Below are 17,010 nucleotides of genomic sequence, written 5' to 3'. Positions count from 1 at the left end.
ACGGGGCGACGGCTTTGGCTCGAAAAATCGCAAGGGAACCCGCGAGATACGACCGTGGCCGCCGCGCCGCCGCCGTCCGCGAATGTTGACGGGCGTCGCCCGAAGCCCGTAAGTGGCGGTGGAGGATCTGGTTGTGCCCAGGCAGACATGCGTCGATTCGCGTGTGTTCCCCACGGCCGGTCGATGGTCCTCCGACGCGGTTCGATCCTACCGAGAGATGCGCCCATTGCCGTGCCCCTGCTCCGACACTCTCCCTTGCGCAGTCAGGCCGTCACCGTGATCCGGTAAAGTCCGGTCGTCCGTTCCCGTTTCGCCCTGAACTCACAGGAGGAGTCTTCTGTCATGAAGAAGCGTCTCTCTCGATACGCGGCTCTCGCCATGTCGGCCGCCATGCTGATGCCGACCCTGACCGGTCTCGCCGACGCCTGCACGCGCACTCTGTTCGTCGGTGACGGCAACATGGTCGCGACGGGCCGCAACATGGATTGGAGAGAGGACATGTTCTCCAATCTGTGGGCGTTCCCGGCCGGCATCGAGCGCAATGGCGAATCGGGTCCGCAGTCGCTGAAGTGGACGGCCAAGTACGGCAGCGTCATCACCTCCGGCTACGAGGCCGGCTCCACGGACGGCATGAACGAGAAGGGTCTCGTCGCCAACATCCTCTATCTGGCGGAATCGCAGTATCCGAAGCCGGTCGAGGGGCGTCCGTTCCTCTCCATCTCGCTGTGGGCCCAGTACGTGCTCGACAATTTCGCGACCGTGGACGAGGCGGTCGAGCATCTGCGCACCGAGCCGTTCAACCTGCTGGCGCCGGAGCTGCCAAACGGCTCGCCGGCTGCCCTCCATCTCGCCATCTCGGACTCGACAGGCGATTCCGCCATCTTCGAATACCTCGATGGCAAGTTGCGGATCCATCACGGCAAGCAATACAAGGTGATGACCAATTCGCCGGCTTACGACAAGCAGCTGGCGCTGAACGAATACTGGGAAGAAATCGGCGGCCTGACCTTCCTGCCGGGCACCAACCGAGCCGCGGACCGCTTCGCCCGCGCCTCTTTCCTGCTCGGCGCGATCCCGAAGCAGGCGGATCCCAACTACATCAAGAGCGTTCCCGGACAGTCGTTCGATTTCCAGGCCGTCGCCAGCGTCATGGGCGTGCAGCGCGCCGTCAGCGTGCCGCTCGGCATCACCACGCCGGACCAGCCGAACATCTCCTCGACCATCTGGCGTTCGATCTCGGACCAGAAAAACCTGATCTACTACTTCGACTCCGCCACGCGTCCGAACACCTTCTGGGTGTCGCTGGGCCAGCTCGACCTGAAGCCGGGCGCGCCCATCAAGAAGCTGACGATCCAGAACGGTGAAGTCTTCTCGGGTGAAGTTGCGGCCGAGTTCAAGCCGGCCAAGCCCTTCCACTTCCTGCCGGGCAATCCGGAGTAACCGATACCGCTATCCGCGTCGCGCCCGGCCCTGCTGCCGGCGCGACGCGATCGACCTGGCTTCCTCGCCGGTGGCGAGGGAGCGCCTTGGGCAATCCAAGTCTGCGACGTTCGCCCCCATCGGGTCGCAATCCCTGTCTGAGCTACTGTGCCAGCGAGCGGACGTATCTGACGATCACCTGCTCGATCGCCTCGGGGCGCAGCACGGTGTCGATGGCGAGCTGGGCGGCGCCGAGGATGCCGGCGCTGCCGTCCGACTTGGCGCGGACGATGCGCAACTCACGCGTGGCAAGCGGCAGCGAGCGCTCGGAGACGAGCTGGCGCACACCGGCGAGCAGGTATTCGTCGGCTCCGGCAAGCGTGCCGCCGATGACGATGACGCTCGGATTGAGCACGCTGACGACGTCGGCGGTAACCTCGCCGAGAACGCGTCCCGCCTCGCGCACCGAATGGATCGCTTCCGGCAGGCTCTTCTGCACGAGAGCGACGATGTCGCGCGCATTGTGGGCGTCATAGCCCTTTTCGCGCAGGTCGCGCGCCAACGCCCAGCCGGCGGCGCGCGCCTCGACGCAGCCGAGCTTGCCGCAGCGGCAGAGCGGCGGGTTGTCCGAGTTCAGCTGGATGTGGCCGATGTCGCCGGCGGCGCCCTGGGCGCCGCGGTAGAGCCGGCCGTCGGCGATGATGCCGCTGCCGATGCCGGTGCCGGCCTTGATGTAGAGGAGCTGCTCGACTTCCGGCCAGAACCGGCGCGATTCCGACAGCGTCATCAGGTTCACGTCGTTTTCGACGACGACCGGCGCGCCGAGGCGCGAGCCGAGCCAGGAGCGGATGTCGAAATCGTCCCAGCCGGTCATGATCGACGGGCCGAAGACGCGGCCGGCTCCGAAATCGACCGGCGCCGGCAGGCAGAGCCCGACGCCGAGCACGTCCTCGGCGGGGCGGCCGATCTGTTGCAGGAGGGCCTGGAACTGGTCGACGATCGTCTGCAGGACCGGCGGCGGGCCGCCGCGCAGATCGATGGCGTAGGTCGATTCCGCCAGGATCGACGGTTCGAGCGTGGTGACCGTCGTCCGCAGGATGCTCTCGCCGACATCGGCGGCAAGGATGACGCCGAAGCCGGTGTTGAGCTCCAGCATGCGGGTAGGCCGCCCGCCGCTCGGCAGCGTCCGGGCGGCCTCGTCGACGAGGCCGGCCGCGATCAGCGCATTGAGCCGCTGGGTGACCGTCGTGCGGGAGAGCCCGGTCCGCTCGATCAGCTCGGCGCGGGACTGGGCTCGGCCCGACGCGATCAGGGATAGAAGGGGCGCGGCGCTGGCCGCGAGCCCGATATCGATCCTGTCCGATTGGTCCTTCACGGGGCGGGTGCTTCTCTTGGAAGGCCGCGGAAGGACCGCGGGCATTGCGTCCTCCTCGGCTACCAGAGTGTGTAGCCGCCGTCGACGACGAAAACCGATCCGGTGACGAAGGTCGAGGCGTCGCTCGCAAGCAGCAGCGCCATCGGCGCGATCTCGTCCGGCGTGGCGTAGCGCTGCATCGGCACCTCGTCGCGCCAGTAATGCGCGTAGTCCTCGTATTCGGTGCTGGCGATCTCGGTCTTCACATAGCCGGGCGCGATCGCATTGACGCGCACGCCGGCCTTGGCCCATTCGGCCGCGAGCGATTTCGTCAGGTGATGCACGGCCGCCTTGGAGATGCCGTAGGGCGAATGCCATTGCGGACGGTTGATGATGAAGCCGGAGATCGAGCCGATATTGATGATCGAGCCGGCGCCGCGCTTGACCATCTGGTTGCCGACCACCTGGCTCGCCTTCCAGACGGCGTCGAGATTGATCGAGAACAGGCGCTGCCATTCGTCGTCGGAGAGCGTCAGCGCGTCGGCATGGAAGCCGATGCCGGCATTGTTGACGAGCGCGTCGATCGGGCCGAGCTCGCGCGTCACCGTCTCGACCATCGCCTCGAGGTCGTCTCGGCTGGCGACGTCGGTCTTCACGGCGATCGCGGGCACGCCGAGCTTGCGGAGCTCGGCGAGCGTCTCCTCGCTCTTCGCCTCGTCGCGGGCTGCGATGGCGATCGCCGAGCCGGCCTCGGCCAGGCCGATGGCGATCGCCTTGCCGATGCCGCGATTGCCGCCGGTGACGACGGAGACCTTGCCCCGCATCGAGAACTTGTCGAGGATTGACATGGGTGTGACTCTCTCCTGGTTGGTTCAGTGGCTGGCCGGGCTCGTGGCGCCGGTCGCGATCAGGCTCGATTGCACCTTGTCCGGGGGCAGGGCGCCCGTCATCACCGCCACGACGTCGCTCATCGACGTCGTCTTTGGGCTGACGACCACGGCGCGCCGGCCGAGCCGGTGGATATGGATGCGGTCGGCGATCTGGAAGACGTCCGGCATCGAGTGGCTGATCAGGACGACCGAGAGGCCCTGGTCGCGCACCCGCGTGATCAGGTTCAGCACCTGGTTGGTCTCGCGCACGCCGAGCGCCGCGGTCGGTTCGTCGAGAATGACGACCCGCTTGCCCCAGGCCGCGGCGCGGGCGACCGCGACCGCCTGGCGCTGGCCGCCGGAGAGCGTCTCGACCTTCTGGTTGATCGACTGGATGCGGATGCCGAGGTTCTTCATGTGGTCGGCAGCCTGCTTCCGCATGCCCGACTTGTCGAGCTGGCGCAGGATCCGCCCGCTCAGGCCGGGCTTGCGCAGTTCGCGACCGAGGAACAGGTTCTGCGCGATGTTGAGCTGCGTCGCCACCGCGAGCTCCTGGTAGACGGTCTCGATGCCGGCGAGGCGCGCGCTCAGCGGGTTCTTGAAGTGAACCGGCTTGCCGTCGACGAAGACCGAGCCGGAATCGGGGATGGTCGCCCCGGTCAGCACCTTGATCAGGCTGGACTTGCCGGCGCCGTTGTCGCCGACGACGGCGAGGATTTCGCCCTTCGCCAGTTCGAAGTCGGCGCCGTCGAGCGCAACGACATGGCCGTAGCGCTTGGTCAGGCCGACCGCCTGCATGACGAGTCCGGTGGACGGTTCGAACGTGGTCATCCGCGCTTCCCCCTGCCGAGATACTGGTCGGCGCCGACGGCGAGAATGACCAGGAAGCCGGTGGCGATCTGCTGGTAGAGCGAGTCGATGCCGGCCTGGGTCAGGCCGTTCTTCAGCACCACGACGATCAGCGCGCCGACGAAGGTGCCGGCGACGCCGCCACGGCCGCCGAACAGGCTGGTGCCGCCGATCACCACGGCGGTGATGCTGTCGAGATTGGCGATCTGGTAGCCGCTCGGATCGGCGATCGGCGTGCGGCCGAGCGCCTGCCAGCCGGCGAAGGCGTAGAAGACGCCGGCCAGCGCGTAGACACTGAAGATGACGCCGTTGACGTTGACGCCGTTCAGGCGCGCGGCGGCCGGCGAATTGCCGATCGCGTAGACGCGGACGCCCCAGGCGGTCTGGTTCAGCGCATAGGCGAGGATCAGCGTCAGCGCGATCCAGAGCATGCTGCCATAGGTGATCGTGACCAGGCCCCAGCTCGGGCCCTCGCCGAGAATGGTCATGAAGTCGGACGAGATCGGATAGCTGCGCGACTGCGTGTAGAGGCGGGCCGCCGCCGTCAGGATGGTGAACATGCCGAGTGTGGCGATGAACGGCGGCAGGCGGAAGCGGGTGATGATGAGGCCGTTGATCGCGGCGGCGACGACGCAGACGGCGAGGCCGACGAGCATGCCGAGCATCGGGTCGCCGCCGGCGGCGAGGCTGCCCGCGACCACCATGCCCAGCACCATGATGGCGCCGTTGGCGAGGTCGATGCCGGAGACGAGGATGATCAGCGTCTGGCCGAGCGCCAGCGTGCCGACGACGACCGATTGCTGGAAGATCAGCGACAGGTTGCCGGGATTGAGGAAGGTCGATGTCGTGACGGAGAACACGACGAGGATCAGGATGAGCGCGATGAGCGGTCCGGTGACCGGATAAGCGAAGAGGGCATGGGACGTGCGGCGCAGCCCGGCGAGGAAGCCGGCAGGGGGTGACCCTGCCGTCTCCGCGTCGACGCGTGCCTGTCCGGTATCCAAGCGAGCCCGGTCAGACCGTTCCATTCTTACTCTCCCCAGCAGTTTTCCAGGCCCCACTTGGAGTCCTTGGATTCGATGCCATCGACCGGGTTGTCGGTGATGAGGATGGTGCCGGAATTGTTGATGCCGGTCGGCTTGGCGCCGCCGTTGACGGCGGTGACGATGGCGTCGACGGCGAGCTGGCCCATGTTGGACGGGAACTGCATCACGGTGGCGCCGATGGTGCCGTCGGCGACGCTGCGCACGCCCGAGCAGCTGCCGTCGATCGAGGTCAGGACGATGTCCTTCTTCGCCTTCTTGATGGCCAGGAACGCGCCCTGCGCCGCCGGCTCGTTGATGGTGTAGACGGCGTTGATGTCGGGATGGGCCGAAAGCAGGTTTTCCATCGACGACTGGCCGGTCTCGACATTCGCCTGGGTCAGCGCCGTGCCGGCGATCTCGGGCGAGGTCTCGGTCAGGCCGAAGCCCTTCAGGAAGCCGTCATGGCGGGCCTTGGCGGTCTTGTCGGAGAGGTCGTAGTCGAGCATGGCGACGCGGGCCGGTGTGCTCCCGAGCCGGGCCTTCGCCCATTTGCCGATCAGCTCGCCGGCGGCGAGGTTGTCGGTCTCATAAGAGGCGTCGGCCGCGGTCGCGGGCTCGAGCGAGGTGTTGGTGGTGACGACGATGATGCCGGCATCGCGCGCCTTCTGGACGATCTTGACCAGGGCGGAGGCGTTGGCGGGGTCGAGAACGATGCCCTTCACGCCGCGATTGATCATGTTCTCGATCGCCGCGAGCTGGGTCGCCGAATCGCCGGCGACGCTCGATTCCGCTGTCATCGTCTCGAGGCCGTGCTTCTTGGCGGCGTCGACGCCGGCCTGCTGCAGCTTGGCGAAGAACGGGTTGGCGAGCTGCTGCTCGACGATGCCGATCAGGAAGCCCTTCTCCTCGGCGCCGGCGGCGGACGCGAGCGCGACGGTCGCGGTAAGCGCGAGGGCGGCTGGCATGGCCATGGACCGGATCGTCCGGGTGCTTGTCTTCAACATAGTCCTGGTCTCCTCCAAACCTGGTTTTTGTCGACTTAGGCGCGAGCCCGGGACGGGCCGGCCTCGGGCTGGGATCCCGTTGGCGCCGCGGCGCCGTCCGGGCCCTGGCTCGGATACCGCGGCGTTCCCGGCGAGCCGTCCGGAATGCCACCCGCCTGCCCGAGCGCGCGCATGGACCGACGGATCTGGTCGTCGGCGGCGAGCTGGCGATACTGGTCGTAGAGAACCGCGTAGAGCGCGGCATGTTCTGGATCGGGGCGATAGCGGTCGAAGCGGCTGGCGCCGAACCGCGCCGCGCCCTCGGTGAAGCTTGAAACGACGCCGGCCGCGACCGCGCCATGGATCGCCGCGCCGACGGCGGTAGGGTTGGCGATGTCGGGAATCTCGATCTCGCGATCGAGCACGTCCGCCATGATCTGCAGCAGAAGCGGGTTCCGGCGCGACAGGCCACTCGTCATGATGACGCGCTCGATCGGCAGGCCGCCGGCGGCGAGATGATCGAAGATCGAGCGTGCGCCGTAGCAGAGCGCTTCGAGCAGGGCGCGGTAGATCTGCGCCGCGCTGGTCGAGAGGTTGAGGCCGACGAGCAGTCCGCTCAGGCTCGAATCGGCGAAGGGAACGCGGTTGCCGCTCCACCAGTCGAGCGCGACCAGCCGGCCTTCTCCGGGCGCGAGGCCGGCGGCGCTCTCGTCATAGATGCGGAAGCTCTCGGCCGTGTCGGCACCGCGCGGAAAGGTCTTCACAAACCAGCCGAGCGTGTCGCCGAAGCCGGCCTGGCCCGCCTCGTAGCAGCAGAGATTGGGAAGGGCGGCGCCGTCGGCGACGCCCTCTATGCCGGCGGGAAGCGCGCGCGCCCTGTCGCCAAGCAGGAGATAGGCGGCCGAGGTGCCGAGCGCGCTGACGAGCGTGCCGGCCACCGTGCCGCCCACGGCGGGAAGCACGACATGCGAATCGATCACCGCGACGGCCACGACGGCGTCGCCGCGGATGCCGGTCCGCTGCTGCCATTCCGGCGTCAACAGCCCGGCCGGAGTGCCGACCGGCAGCGGGGGCGACAGGCGGTCGGCAAGCCCTGCCACGACATTGCTCGGGTAGCCACCGGCGGCCGAGAACTGGGCCTTGTAGGCCGCGAAATCGAGGCTGCGCGCTTCGAGGCCGGTCAGCTGCCAGACGAGCCAGTCGCCGGCCTCGATGAAACGGTCGGCCTGCTGCCAGATCGCCGGTGCCTCGGCCTCGATCTGCGCCGCCTTGGCCAGCAGCCATTCGCCGGAGAGCCGACCGCCGAAATTCTCCAGATAGGCGCCGCCGCGAACATTGAAGAGATCGGCATAGGGCTGCGCCGCCGCATGCTTCCAAAGCTTCACATAGGCGTGCGGCTCGCTCGGATGCAGGACGGACAGCGCCGTGCCGTCGGCACGCGCCGGCAGCGGCGTGCTGGCGGTGAAGCCGATGCCGATGCCGGCAATGGCATGGTCGCGGCCAATGGTCGAGAGGATGGCCTCCGCCGCCTCCAGATAGTCCGTGGCGTTCTGCAGCGCATAGGCAGGAGGCAGTGGCGTCCCGTCCGGCAGTGCCGAGGTCATCACGCCGTGGCGGTAGGCATGGGTGTGGGTGGCTTCCTGGGCGCCCGTCGCCGCGTTGATCCGCACGCCGCGCGCCGATTCCGTTCCGAAGTCCAGGCCCAGGAGATAAAGGTCAGCCACGGTTCACCACGTCTCGTCGATGCGCGGCGGAGCCGCAGATCGGGACGGAGCGCCGATCGTGACGTCCTCCTCCCTAGGGACTCATAAATGTCCAGACGTGAACATAAGTCAATTCAGTTATGTATATTTTTAGACCTATATAAATCCAGCTTCGCCGTCGAACCTCGCTATCGCCTTGATATCAAGGAGGTTTTCCCGCGCGTTCCGGTTGAGGGGACTGCGTGGATGTCGATCGCCGGCCGGACGACTTCCCAAGGCCTCGTCGACATGGCGAAGCGAGGCACTCCGGCAGCCGGGCCACGGCTTGACGGCTGTGGCGGAAGAGGGAGGGGGATAGCGCTCGCTTCCGAGGCTGTCTGCGCCATTGGCTGACAGACCCGGTTCAGGCGGGGGCGGGTTTCGCGAAAGTATTTGGCCGTCAGCACAGCCGGCGTCGAACCGCCTCGCGCGTTGCTTCCGCCCGCGTGGAAATGCTCAGCTTCTGGTAGATCACCTTGACGTAGCCCGCGACGGTCTGCGGCCTCAGCCCCATCCGCTCCGCCGTCTCGGCAACCGTCAGGCCCCGCGCCAGGAGGGTCAGTGTTTCGGTCTCGCGGGGGGTGAGGCCCGCCTCGTCGCCGCTCTTGGAAGGCGGCGCGCGGAAATGGGCGAGCAGGCGATGGGCGACCGATGGCGAAAGCGAAGGCTCGCCCCGATCGATCCGGCGCAGGATGCCAATCAGGAGGTCCGCCTCCTCGTCCTTCAGCACATAGCCGCGCGCGCCGGCGGCGATGGCCTCGAAGATATGCGCGTCGTCGTCGTAGATGGTAGCGATCACCGGCATGACATCAGGCCAAGCTTCCACCAGCTTTCGCACCAGGTCGATGCCGGAGCCGTCCGGCAAGCCAAGATCGATCAGCGCCAGATCGAATCCCGGCACGCCGGAGCCCTGCCGTTCCGCGAGCCATGCCAGGGCTTCGGCCCGGCGAGCGAAAGCAACCACGCCGATTCCCGGAAAGGCGGCCGTCAACACGCCAAGCAGCCAGTCGCGGCTTCGCGGCTGGTCCTCGACCAGCAGGCACAATCTTGCCGTGGTTGTTTCCATCATGTCGGCCAAGGTAGATCGCCCCGTGGCTCTGTCACCCCCTGTTTAGAGGTTGACGAAGCGGCTGCGAGACCGAGTGGCATCGAAAGGCTGATTTCGGTTCCCCCCGGGCCGGACCGGATATCGATCTGCCCGCCGACGTCGATCAGGCGCCGCTTCAGATTGCGCAGGCCGAAGCCCTGGGTTTCACCGGCAAGCGCGGCTTCCGGCATGCCGTCGCCATCGTCGCGGACCACGGCGTCGAGCCGGTCGACACCGGCCGAGATCCGAACCTGCAGCGTCGTGGCCCGGGCATGGCGGATAACATTGCTGACCACCTCGCGGAAGGCGGAGGTGATCGCCTTGTTCCGGCGATAGTCCAGCAGGCATTCTTCGTCTGGCTCTTCGGAAAGCGGCCAGTCGAGGCGGATATCGGTCGCTTCCAGCCGCCGTGCGGTTTCGTGGCGGACCTCGCTGAGCAGCCGCTCCAGCGAGACCTGCTCGCCGGTCATGCCGCTGACGATGGCGCGGATATCCGACATGGCCGCCTGCAGGGTCGGTCGCAGGCGCTGGTCGGCCATGTGCAGTCCGGTCAGGAGACGCGCTCCGACATCGTCGTGCAGGTCGCGCGCAATCCGGGTTCGTTCCTCGCGCACGCCCTGGTCATAGGCCCGGCGGGCGGCGATCATTTCCTCGACCAGGCGATGGAGCGCCTTGGCCATTTCCAGGTCGTTGCTGTCGAAAAGCCGGCTGCCCTTGCCGGCGTAGCCAAGCGCCAGCGCTTCGCCGCCCAGCGGGGAGGGGATGGCGAGGATGCGGCCGTCATCGCGGATCTCCGCGACGTCGGCCCTGGCGCCGGAGATCTCGAGCGGATCGAACTGCGCTGCCAGCGCATCGCGCCAATGCGCTGCCTGCTCGGACGGCCGGATGGCGAAAGCGACCTGGTTGGCGCCGCGGATCAGACGCATGTTGTCCCGGTCGCGTCGACGTTCCGCCAGCCGCATCAGGCGTCCGCGTACCGGCATCCAGGCGAGCGCGACGAGCAGGACGGCGATCGAGAGCGTCCATTGCTCGCCGGCCCAATAGACCAGCGCCATGTCGGCGACAAGGATCAAGAGCAGCACGATGACGGCGCGGACGACATGGACCGTCCAGTTGCCGAGATCGAACATGCGATAGCGCGTGATGGCGACGGCGAGCGCGAAATAGAACAGCAGGAACGCGGTCATGGCGATGGCGTCGCCGAGCAGGGGCGGCGACCCCATCAGGAGCGGTATGAAATTGACGGCCGTGAACAGCCCCGCGCTGAGGACCAGCGCCGTGCCGATCCAGGCGACCGATGCGCGATGGACCGGGTCCCTGCGGGATATCCACGCCTGTATCAGGACGAGCACGAAGGTCAGGACAACAAGGGCGACCATCGCGATCAGCTGCGTACCGAACACATCTGTCCACGCATCGTAGAGGCCCGCGACGCCCAGCCCGCCCATCAGCAGCGCCAGACCCGCAATGGCGATCCGGGGCACGATCGGAAGCGGATAGACACCGAAGATCGAGACCAGGGCCCAGCTGAAGACCAGTGCCGAGATATGATTGACCTGCAGCAGGTACTTCATCCCCCAGCCGGGCGTGGCAATACTGCTCTCGACGGTGAGGGCGATGGTGAGCGAGGCCGTCCAGAGGGACGCGCCGCTGATCGCAAACAGCTGTGCCGTCAGTTCGCGCGGGCGCAACACCAGCACCCACAGGCCGATGATCAGGGAGAGAAAGCCGACGCCGAGCGCGATCCAGGAATCGAGCTGGAGGTGAAAGCCGCGGGACGGAACCGTGAAAACCGACAGCACGCGCCCATCCGGCAATTGCAGCGTGACGCCAGCTTCGCGCAGCAGCGCCGAGGTCTGGTCACGCCGCGCGAACATGGCGGTATTCTCGGCCGGCGTTCCGCGCGGCTCCAATTCGCCGATCAGTTCGCGGAGCGGCAGTTCCAGCCGGATCTGACCGGCTTGATCGACAAAGCGGGCGGTCCCTTCGCGCATCCCTGCTGCGAGGCCGTCAACCACCACGCGGCCGCCCTGTCCATGGCGTGCCTGGACGTTGGCGCTCGGCAGAATGCCGACCAGGCCGCCGAAAAACGCGGTTATCAGCAGGCTCGCTACTGCGAGCAGAGAAAAGATCGTCGTCGGGCGGTGCCGAATGACCGCCCGCAACTCCGAACCGATTGGCATCGACAGGCCCAGCCCCATCACGCGCTTCCTCGGGCGAAGGATGCATCCGCCCGATAGCGCGCTGTTCGATCAATGTGGTTTCGTCAGAACACTGACGGAAGAAGGCAGATGTAGAGACATGCACCAGCGGCGATGCTAGCGGATGGCTCTTCATTCCGCTACGTCCGGCTGAGGTGGTCTCCTTCATCGGGGGCGGTCCTGCGCGCCCGCGAGAGGGAGCCCCGGGCGATGAAGGGTCTATCGCGGCCGAAGCCCTGAGCGAGGCCGGATCGGTCCGAACGGGACGTGGATTCGACCGCCAAATTGTGACCCGCCATCCCCCTGAACAGGGGCTGTCAAGCAACGCGGTCCCATGCACGGTGATGCCCTGGCTGACCTGCCGGCTCTAGAACGCAGCGCCCCAGGGGATGGGAAGGCCGCGTGTAGCCGCGCAGCATCCAAACGGGGGTCTACAAAGAATGCCTTGCAACCTGAATCCATTGGTTCGTTCCGCTGCGGCGCTTGCCCTGCTTGCGGCGTCTGTCGGCATGGCGTCGGCATGCAACCGTGGCCGAGACGCCTGCTCCTTCATCCTGTCGAACCAGACGAGCTACACGCTCCATTCGTTCTGGGCGTCGCCGACGCGCGTGAAGAAATGGGAAGACGATATACTCGGTCGCCAGACGCTCAGCGCCGGCAGCGAGGCGAATGTCAATCTTTCGGATCGTCGCCGGGACTGCATCTATGATTTCAAGTTTCGTTTCGCCGACGGCGACGAGGTGACGCGTGAGCGGATCAATATCTGCGAACTCGGTCGCTACACGCTCAACGACTGACCCCGAGGGGATGCTTGCCGAGCGGCCCGGCTCTGCCGGACCCCGGCTTTCGTCTTGTTGGCCGGCAAGCATCGGCGTGCACGTCCCATGAAATCGATCCTGGCGCTTCTTGTCGCTCTCCTGGCGGCGACCGCGGCTCAAGCCTCCCAAGCCGGGGAGCTTCGCGCGACCTATGGCGATATCGTCACGCCGGATTCGGAGTTGCGGAAGGTTCTGGGCGAGTTGCGCGGGATCGCGGCCACCGGCAGCGAGAAGAACATTCCGCTGGTCGAGGCCTATTTCGCGGTCGGAACCAAGACCTTCTCGCGTGGGCTGGACCCGTTCGAGCGCTGGAGGCCGGGTCCGAAGCTTGCGCGCGACTATCTCGAGGGCATGGCGAATGTGATGGTGGAGCAGGGCGAGTTCGCGGCCGGCCAGCCGGTGCCCGACTACCGGCTGACGGCCATGACGCTTCTCGCCTCTCTCATTTCCGAAGACGCCACCTTTGGGAGGCTGCGCGAGGCGCCCGGCGCGACGTGCACTCCGCCCGCCTACAAGGTGGACGTCAAGGCGGTGCGCGCCTTCGCCAGGCGCTTCGACCTCGACGCCCATAGTCTGTATTTCTTTGCTGATGAACGTCTTCTGGCGAAGGCGCCCGGGAGCCGGCGCGGCGAACGCGTGCCGGCGAACACGCTGCTGATATCCGACTATGATCCCGACACGCCCGACGGCTGGACGCGCGCCCAGACCGCCGGTGGCGTGAAGGGGTATCTGAAGGATGGCGATGATCCGCTCGGGCTTTCGCAGAGCCATGTCTGCTTTGCAAAGGTGAAGGACAAGTATCGCATCACCGCGATCTTCGGCTACGGGCTCTGATCGCCCGAGCCGAGACGGCAGCCAATCGACACGACCGAACCAACGGACCCGCCATGATCCGACTGCTTCTCGTCCTGCTGCTGGCCGTTTCGACCAGCGGCTGCGTTTCGCGCATGCTCAACGAGCGAGACGATGCCTACTGCAAGTCCAAGGGGACCACGCCTGGATCGCAAGCCTATTTCCAGTGCCGTCTGCAAAAGGCCGTCCGCTAGCGGCGGCGACCAGCGAATCTCCTCGATACGACCCGCATACGCTTTTCCAGGGCCCGCCTGCATGCTTTCCCGAACCGTCCTGACACTCGCGGCCCTGCTGCTGGGTTCCAGTCCGCTTTTCGCTGCGGAGGGGCGCATGGCGGGCGACGATATCGTGATGATTCATGGGCAGAGGCTCGTCCTGCACGGTGTCGATCTGCCGTCTGCGGACGCGGTCTGCACGACATCGGGTGGCCGCAAGTGGCCATGTGGACGGCATGTTCGCGAAGAATTGGCCCGGGCGGCAGCGCTGGACGAGGTCGTCTGCCGCCCTGCGGAGCGAGAAACGGCAATATGCCGGATCGGCGGCATCGATATCGGAGCGCTGCTGGTGAAGGAAGGGCTCGCCCGGGCTTCCGGCGACTATCAGGCTCTCGAGGATCGGGCGCGCGCCGCGAAAGTCGGCATCTGGGAATGATCCTCCGGGAAGCGGGACGTCCCGCCATGCATGATCCGCCAGCACAAGGCACATCTTCCCGCGCGATAGCCAAGGCCGGGCGCGAGCCGCCTGGCTATTCAGTCGATGATGCGCTTGTCGAGTTCGTTCGCGAAGGCGGACATTGCGGCCATGCCGTCGAAGGCGCGGACGGGCAGGATGAGGACGCGGCCGCCCGCATGGACGAACAGGTGCGTGAGCGTCTGGATGACGGGGCCGATCGTCTCGGACGCGAACACCGAGATCACGCCCTGCTCCTGCCACTCCAGACGGTCGACATGGTCCAGCATTGTCACGGCAACGGGACGGGGCAGACGCCGCGCCGCCTTGACATACGCCCAGGCGGTCATGGCGGCCGTCGCCAGACCAAATTGAATGGCGACGCAGGCGAGCAGGATTGCCCAGAACCGCAAGCTGCCTTCGCCGCCCACCCAGCCCTCGGGGAGGAAAGCCACAGCCATTCCGCCCGAGCCAGCCCAGAGAAAGAGCAGGATGCGGCGCCAGCCCATGATTTCTCGGGGAAGCGTCTCGTAGGCCAGGGCGTCGGCGCGCGTCAGCATGAAGGCGTAGCGCCTTGTCGGCTGGGGCGGGTCGGAACGCAATTCGCCACGAGATTCCATGCCCCATCACTCTGCCGTACGTATGGTCTCTCTTGAATATTTCAGATAATGAATAATCATAGATAGTTCATAGCGAAAAATATAACTCATTATGTCTAATATTTAAGTAATTATCTATTGGATCTATTGATTTTAATCGAGATATTCAAGCGCCGAGACGCAAGAAAAAGCCGGCGGGAGGAGCGCAGGCTCGAGGCGAGGGCGATTGCGCCTGATTGCTGAAAGAACATTTGGTCAGGAATGCTGGCGGAGCGATTGGGGCTACTGTCGAACCTTCTCCACCTCGCTCTTCGTTCATGACCATCGGTTCAACGGACGTCGCATTCGACCCAGAACTGCGCGCCACACGCGACTACGGCCGCGCGCTCCAGTAACGATGGGCCGGATACCGCGCAGAGGCTTCGCGGCATTTGATCCCCGTCGATAGTCCTGGCGCATCCCGCGACGGGGAATTGGCGTGCAAACGGGGGGCGCCTGGATGAGATTTGACCGTCGGCATCAGAATGCGTAGAGGCGTTCGAGCATCCAGAATGCGGCCATGCTGCCGATCGCGTAGCTGGCGACGCGGTTTGTCCAAAGGCTGGCAGTCAGGACGTGGGGCAGCAGGCGCCGGGCTATCCAGCCAAGCGTGAGCACGACCCCGATGAAGATCAGCTGACCGGTTTCGACACCGATATTGAACGACAGCAGCGCCATCGGGATGTCGCCTCGCGGCAGGCCGATTTCGCGCAGGGCGCCGGCGAAACCCAGACCGTGCACGAGGCCGAAGCCGAAGGAGACCAGCGCGGGAAATCGCACCGCGAGTTGGTCGCGTCGCTCGGCCGGCTTGGCAAGCTCCCAGGCGAGGAAAACGATCGACAGCGCGATCACGACCTCGACCGGTGCCGAGGGCAGGTCGAGCCAGCCCATGGTCGCGGCGGCAAGCGTGATGCTGTGCGCGAGGGTGAAGGCGGTGACCGCCCAGAGCAGGCGGCGCGGGTCCCGCACGAGCAGCAGCAGCGCCAGAACGAACAGCAGGTGGTCGACCCCTTCCAGGATATGGGTCACGCCGAGCGAGACATAGCTTGTAAAGACCTCGAGGCGGCCGGGGTCCTCGGGCACGGTAAAGTCGGGTGCGCCCGAGGTCAGGCGTTGCGTCACCGCCTTGCCCGGCGCCGTCTCGTAGCGGACCAGGGTGTCGGTGCGGGTATTTTCCAGCCCCTTGATGCGGATCTGCCCGCCGGCCAGACCGCCGGGACACGTCGCGACATAGGCGGTGCTCCAGCCGCGCCCGTCGAAATGCGGTTCCGGCGGGGCGTCGGCGGTGCAATTCGTCGGCAGTTCAGGCGTGATGGCCATCGGCCTGCCACCCAGATCGGGCATCCGCCAGGTGACGCGCCAGCGATCTCCGCCCATCGCCGACAACTCGAGGTAGCCGGGATCCAGGGCATGTGCCAAAGCCGATATGGGGTGCAGGAGCAGCATCAGAAGAACAAGCAAGGCGGCGCGAGGCGTCATGGTTGGGCCTCGTCGGGGATCTCGGGCAGCTCGAGCCGGTAGCGTTGCAAGAGCTTGGCGAGGTAGTCATCGCGCAGCTTGCGGGCTTCGTCGGCGCGCCATTCGGCCAGCACGCGATCATGCACCTGCGCAAGCGGGGGCAGAACTCCCGCCTGGCGTTTCTCGAGCCGTACGAGATGCGCGCCATAGCCGCTTTGCAGAGGGCCGGACCAATGGTCCAGCGGCAGGGCCGCGATGCGGTTGCCGAAGCCCTTGCCGAAGACGCGCTCGACCGCGGGCGCGGCCATGCCCTCGACCTCGGGCGGGAGCAGGCTCGAATTGTTCAGCGCGCCGGGGTCGGCGCCCTGTTCAAGCTGCGCCTTCGTCGCCGCGACCTCCTCCGGTCTGGCATTTGCGGGCAGCAGGACCTGCGTGAAGCTCAGCTCTCCGTCATGGCTGAAACGCGCGGCATTGGCCTGGTAATAGGCGGCAAGTGTGGTCTCGTCCGGGGTAAGCGCGGCGGCCGGGGCCTCGGCCAGGTATTCGATCTTGTTGCGCAGCCGGTTGCGGATCATCGCATCGCCCTGATCGAGGCCGAGGGCCAGGGCCTCGCGCACCGAGGCTTCCTCGATGGCCCAGTCGCGGATCAGGCTACGCAGCTCTTCAGGGGTCGGGGCGCGATGCCGGGTGGTGACGAAATCCAGCGTCAGCCGCTGCGCGTCGCTCGCCCCGAGCCGCAGCACGTCATCGGGCGCGGGGCGCTCGGAGGCCGGATTCCGGAGGTTGTAATAGCCGAAGGCAAGCCCTCCCAGCAGGAAGAAATGCAAGAGCGGCGAGGCGAGCAGCGCCCGAATTCTGGTCTTCGGCATCTTCCCTCAGCCTTCCGCCCCGCCCTGCAGGGCCTGCGCCACGCGGCACAGCCGAGCCGCGGCAAGTTCGGCGATCTCGGGTTTTCGCCGAGATCGCCCATGCCCATCATGGTGCCCGCATCGACAATCCGGACGAGGCAGCTAACGGCGCCTTGCTCGATGGTGCCCGCGCCGAGA

At 66.4% G+C, this 17,010-nt stretch carries 16 protein-coding genes; 5 read left to right on the top strand and 11 right to left on the bottom strand.

Annotated features, from left to right (window positions below):
* Positions 1-342: 342 nt before the first annotated feature.
* On the top strand, positions 343-1,440 hold the full coding sequence (locus tag WFK98_RS25065) for a linear amide C-N hydrolase (protein WP_336802205.1): 1,098 nt from the start codon (positions 343-345) through the stop codon (positions 1,438-1,440).
* A 142-nt stretch (positions 1,441-1,582) separates the two neighbouring features.
* On the opposite strand, the gene WFK98_RS25060 is transcribed toward WFK98_RS25065, so the two are convergent.
* From WFK98_RS25060 to WFK98_RS25025, 8 genes are all read right to left on the bottom strand, one after another.
* Positions 1,583-2,794, bottom strand: coding sequence for an ROK family transcriptional regulator (locus tag WFK98_RS25060; protein WP_336802204.1), 1,212 nt, complete (start codon positions 2,792-2,794; stop codon positions 1,583-1,585).
* A 59-nt stretch (positions 2,795-2,853) separates the two neighbouring features.
* Positions 2,854-3,621, bottom strand: coding sequence for an SDR family NAD(P)-dependent oxidoreductase (locus WFK98_RS25055; protein ID WP_336802203.1), 768 nt, complete (start codon positions 3,619-3,621; stop codon positions 2,854-2,856).
* Positions 3,622-3,645: 24 nt separating this feature from the next.
* A complete protein-coding gene (locus tag WFK98_RS25050) occupies positions 3,646-4,473 on the bottom strand; it encodes an ATP-binding cassette domain-containing protein (RefSeq protein ID WP_336802202.1) in 828 nt (275 codons plus the stop codon).
* The gene (locus WFK98_RS25045; protein ID WP_266337083.1) at positions 4,470-5,519 is read right to left on the bottom strand and encodes an ABC transporter permease; all 1,050 of its coding nucleotides are present in this window, start codon (positions 5,517-5,519) and stop codon (positions 4,470-4,472) included. Before WFK98_RS25045 ends, WFK98_RS25050 begins: the two co-directional genes overlap by 4 nt.
* A 2-nt stretch (positions 5,520-5,521) precedes the next feature.
* The gene (locus WFK98_RS25040) at positions 5,522-6,487 is read right to left on the bottom strand and encodes a substrate-binding domain-containing protein (RefSeq protein ID WP_336802201.1); all 966 of its coding nucleotides are present in this window, start codon (positions 6,485-6,487) and stop codon (positions 5,522-5,524) included.
* 68 nt (positions 6,488-6,555) lie between these two features.
* Positions 6,556-8,223 (bottom strand): ribulokinase, encoded by a 1,668-nt coding sequence (locus tag WFK98_RS25035; protein ID WP_336802200.1) that lies wholly within the window; start codon positions 8,221-8,223, stop codon positions 6,556-6,558.
* 418 nt (positions 8,224-8,641) lie between these two features.
* Complete coding sequence (locus tag WFK98_RS25030; RefSeq protein WP_266337369.1) at positions 8,642-9,310, bottom strand: response regulator; 669 nt, start codon at positions 9,308-9,310, stop codon at positions 8,642-8,644.
* Positions 9,307-11,529 (bottom strand): sensor histidine kinase, encoded by a 2,223-nt coding sequence (locus WFK98_RS25025; RefSeq protein WP_336802199.1) that lies wholly within the window; start codon positions 11,527-11,529, stop codon positions 9,307-9,309. Before WFK98_RS25025 ends, WFK98_RS25030 begins: the two co-directional genes overlap by 4 nt.
* 509 nt (positions 11,530-12,038) lie before the next feature.
* Between WFK98_RS25025 and WFK98_RS25020 the strand changes: the two genes are divergently transcribed.
* From WFK98_RS25020 to WFK98_RS25005, 4 genes are all read left to right on the top strand, one after another.
* Positions 12,039-12,326, top strand: coding sequence for a hypothetical protein (locus WFK98_RS25020; RefSeq protein WP_266337087.1), 288 nt, complete (start codon positions 12,039-12,041; stop codon positions 12,324-12,326).
* 87 nt (positions 12,327-12,413) lie between these two features.
* Positions 12,414-13,181, top strand: coding sequence for a hypothetical protein (locus tag WFK98_RS25015; protein WP_336802198.1), 768 nt, complete (start codon positions 12,414-12,416; stop codon positions 13,179-13,181).
* A gap of 53 nt (positions 13,182-13,234) precedes the next feature.
* Positions 13,235-13,393, top strand: coding sequence for a hypothetical protein (locus WFK98_RS25010; protein ID WP_266337089.1), 159 nt, complete (start codon positions 13,235-13,237; stop codon positions 13,391-13,393).
* Between the two features lie 136 nt (positions 13,394-13,529).
* Positions 13,530-13,850 (top strand): thermonuclease family protein, encoded by a 321-nt coding sequence (locus WFK98_RS25005; protein ID WP_336802197.1) that lies wholly within the window; start codon positions 13,530-13,532, stop codon positions 13,848-13,850.
* 98 nt (positions 13,851-13,948) lie between these two features.
* On the opposite strand, the gene WFK98_RS25000 is transcribed toward WFK98_RS25005, so the two are convergent.
* From WFK98_RS25000 to WFK98_RS24990, 3 genes are all read right to left on the bottom strand, one after another.
* The gene (locus WFK98_RS25000; protein ID WP_336802196.1) at positions 13,949-14,488 is read right to left on the bottom strand and encodes a hypothetical protein; all 540 of its coding nucleotides are present in this window, start codon (positions 14,486-14,488) and stop codon (positions 13,949-13,951) included.
* A gap of 498 nt (positions 14,489-14,986) precedes the next feature.
* A complete protein-coding gene (locus tag WFK98_RS24995; protein ID WP_336802195.1) occupies positions 14,987-15,985 on the bottom strand; it encodes a HupE/UreJ family protein in 999 nt (332 codons plus the stop codon).
* A complete protein-coding gene (locus WFK98_RS24990) occupies positions 15,982-16,833 on the bottom strand; it encodes a peptidylprolyl isomerase (RefSeq protein ID WP_336802194.1) in 852 nt (283 codons plus the stop codon). Before WFK98_RS24990 ends, WFK98_RS24995 begins: the two co-directional genes overlap by 4 nt.
* Between the last annotated feature and the right edge of the window lie 177 nt (positions 16,834-17,010).

It is taken from the genome of Kaistia sp. MMO-174 (genome assembly GCF_037147815.1).
Taxonomy (GTDB): Bacteria; Pseudomonadota; Alphaproteobacteria; order Rhizobiales; family Kaistiaceae; genus Kaistia; species Kaistia nematophila.
This window is presented reverse-complemented; position numbering and strand designations above follow the sequence as displayed.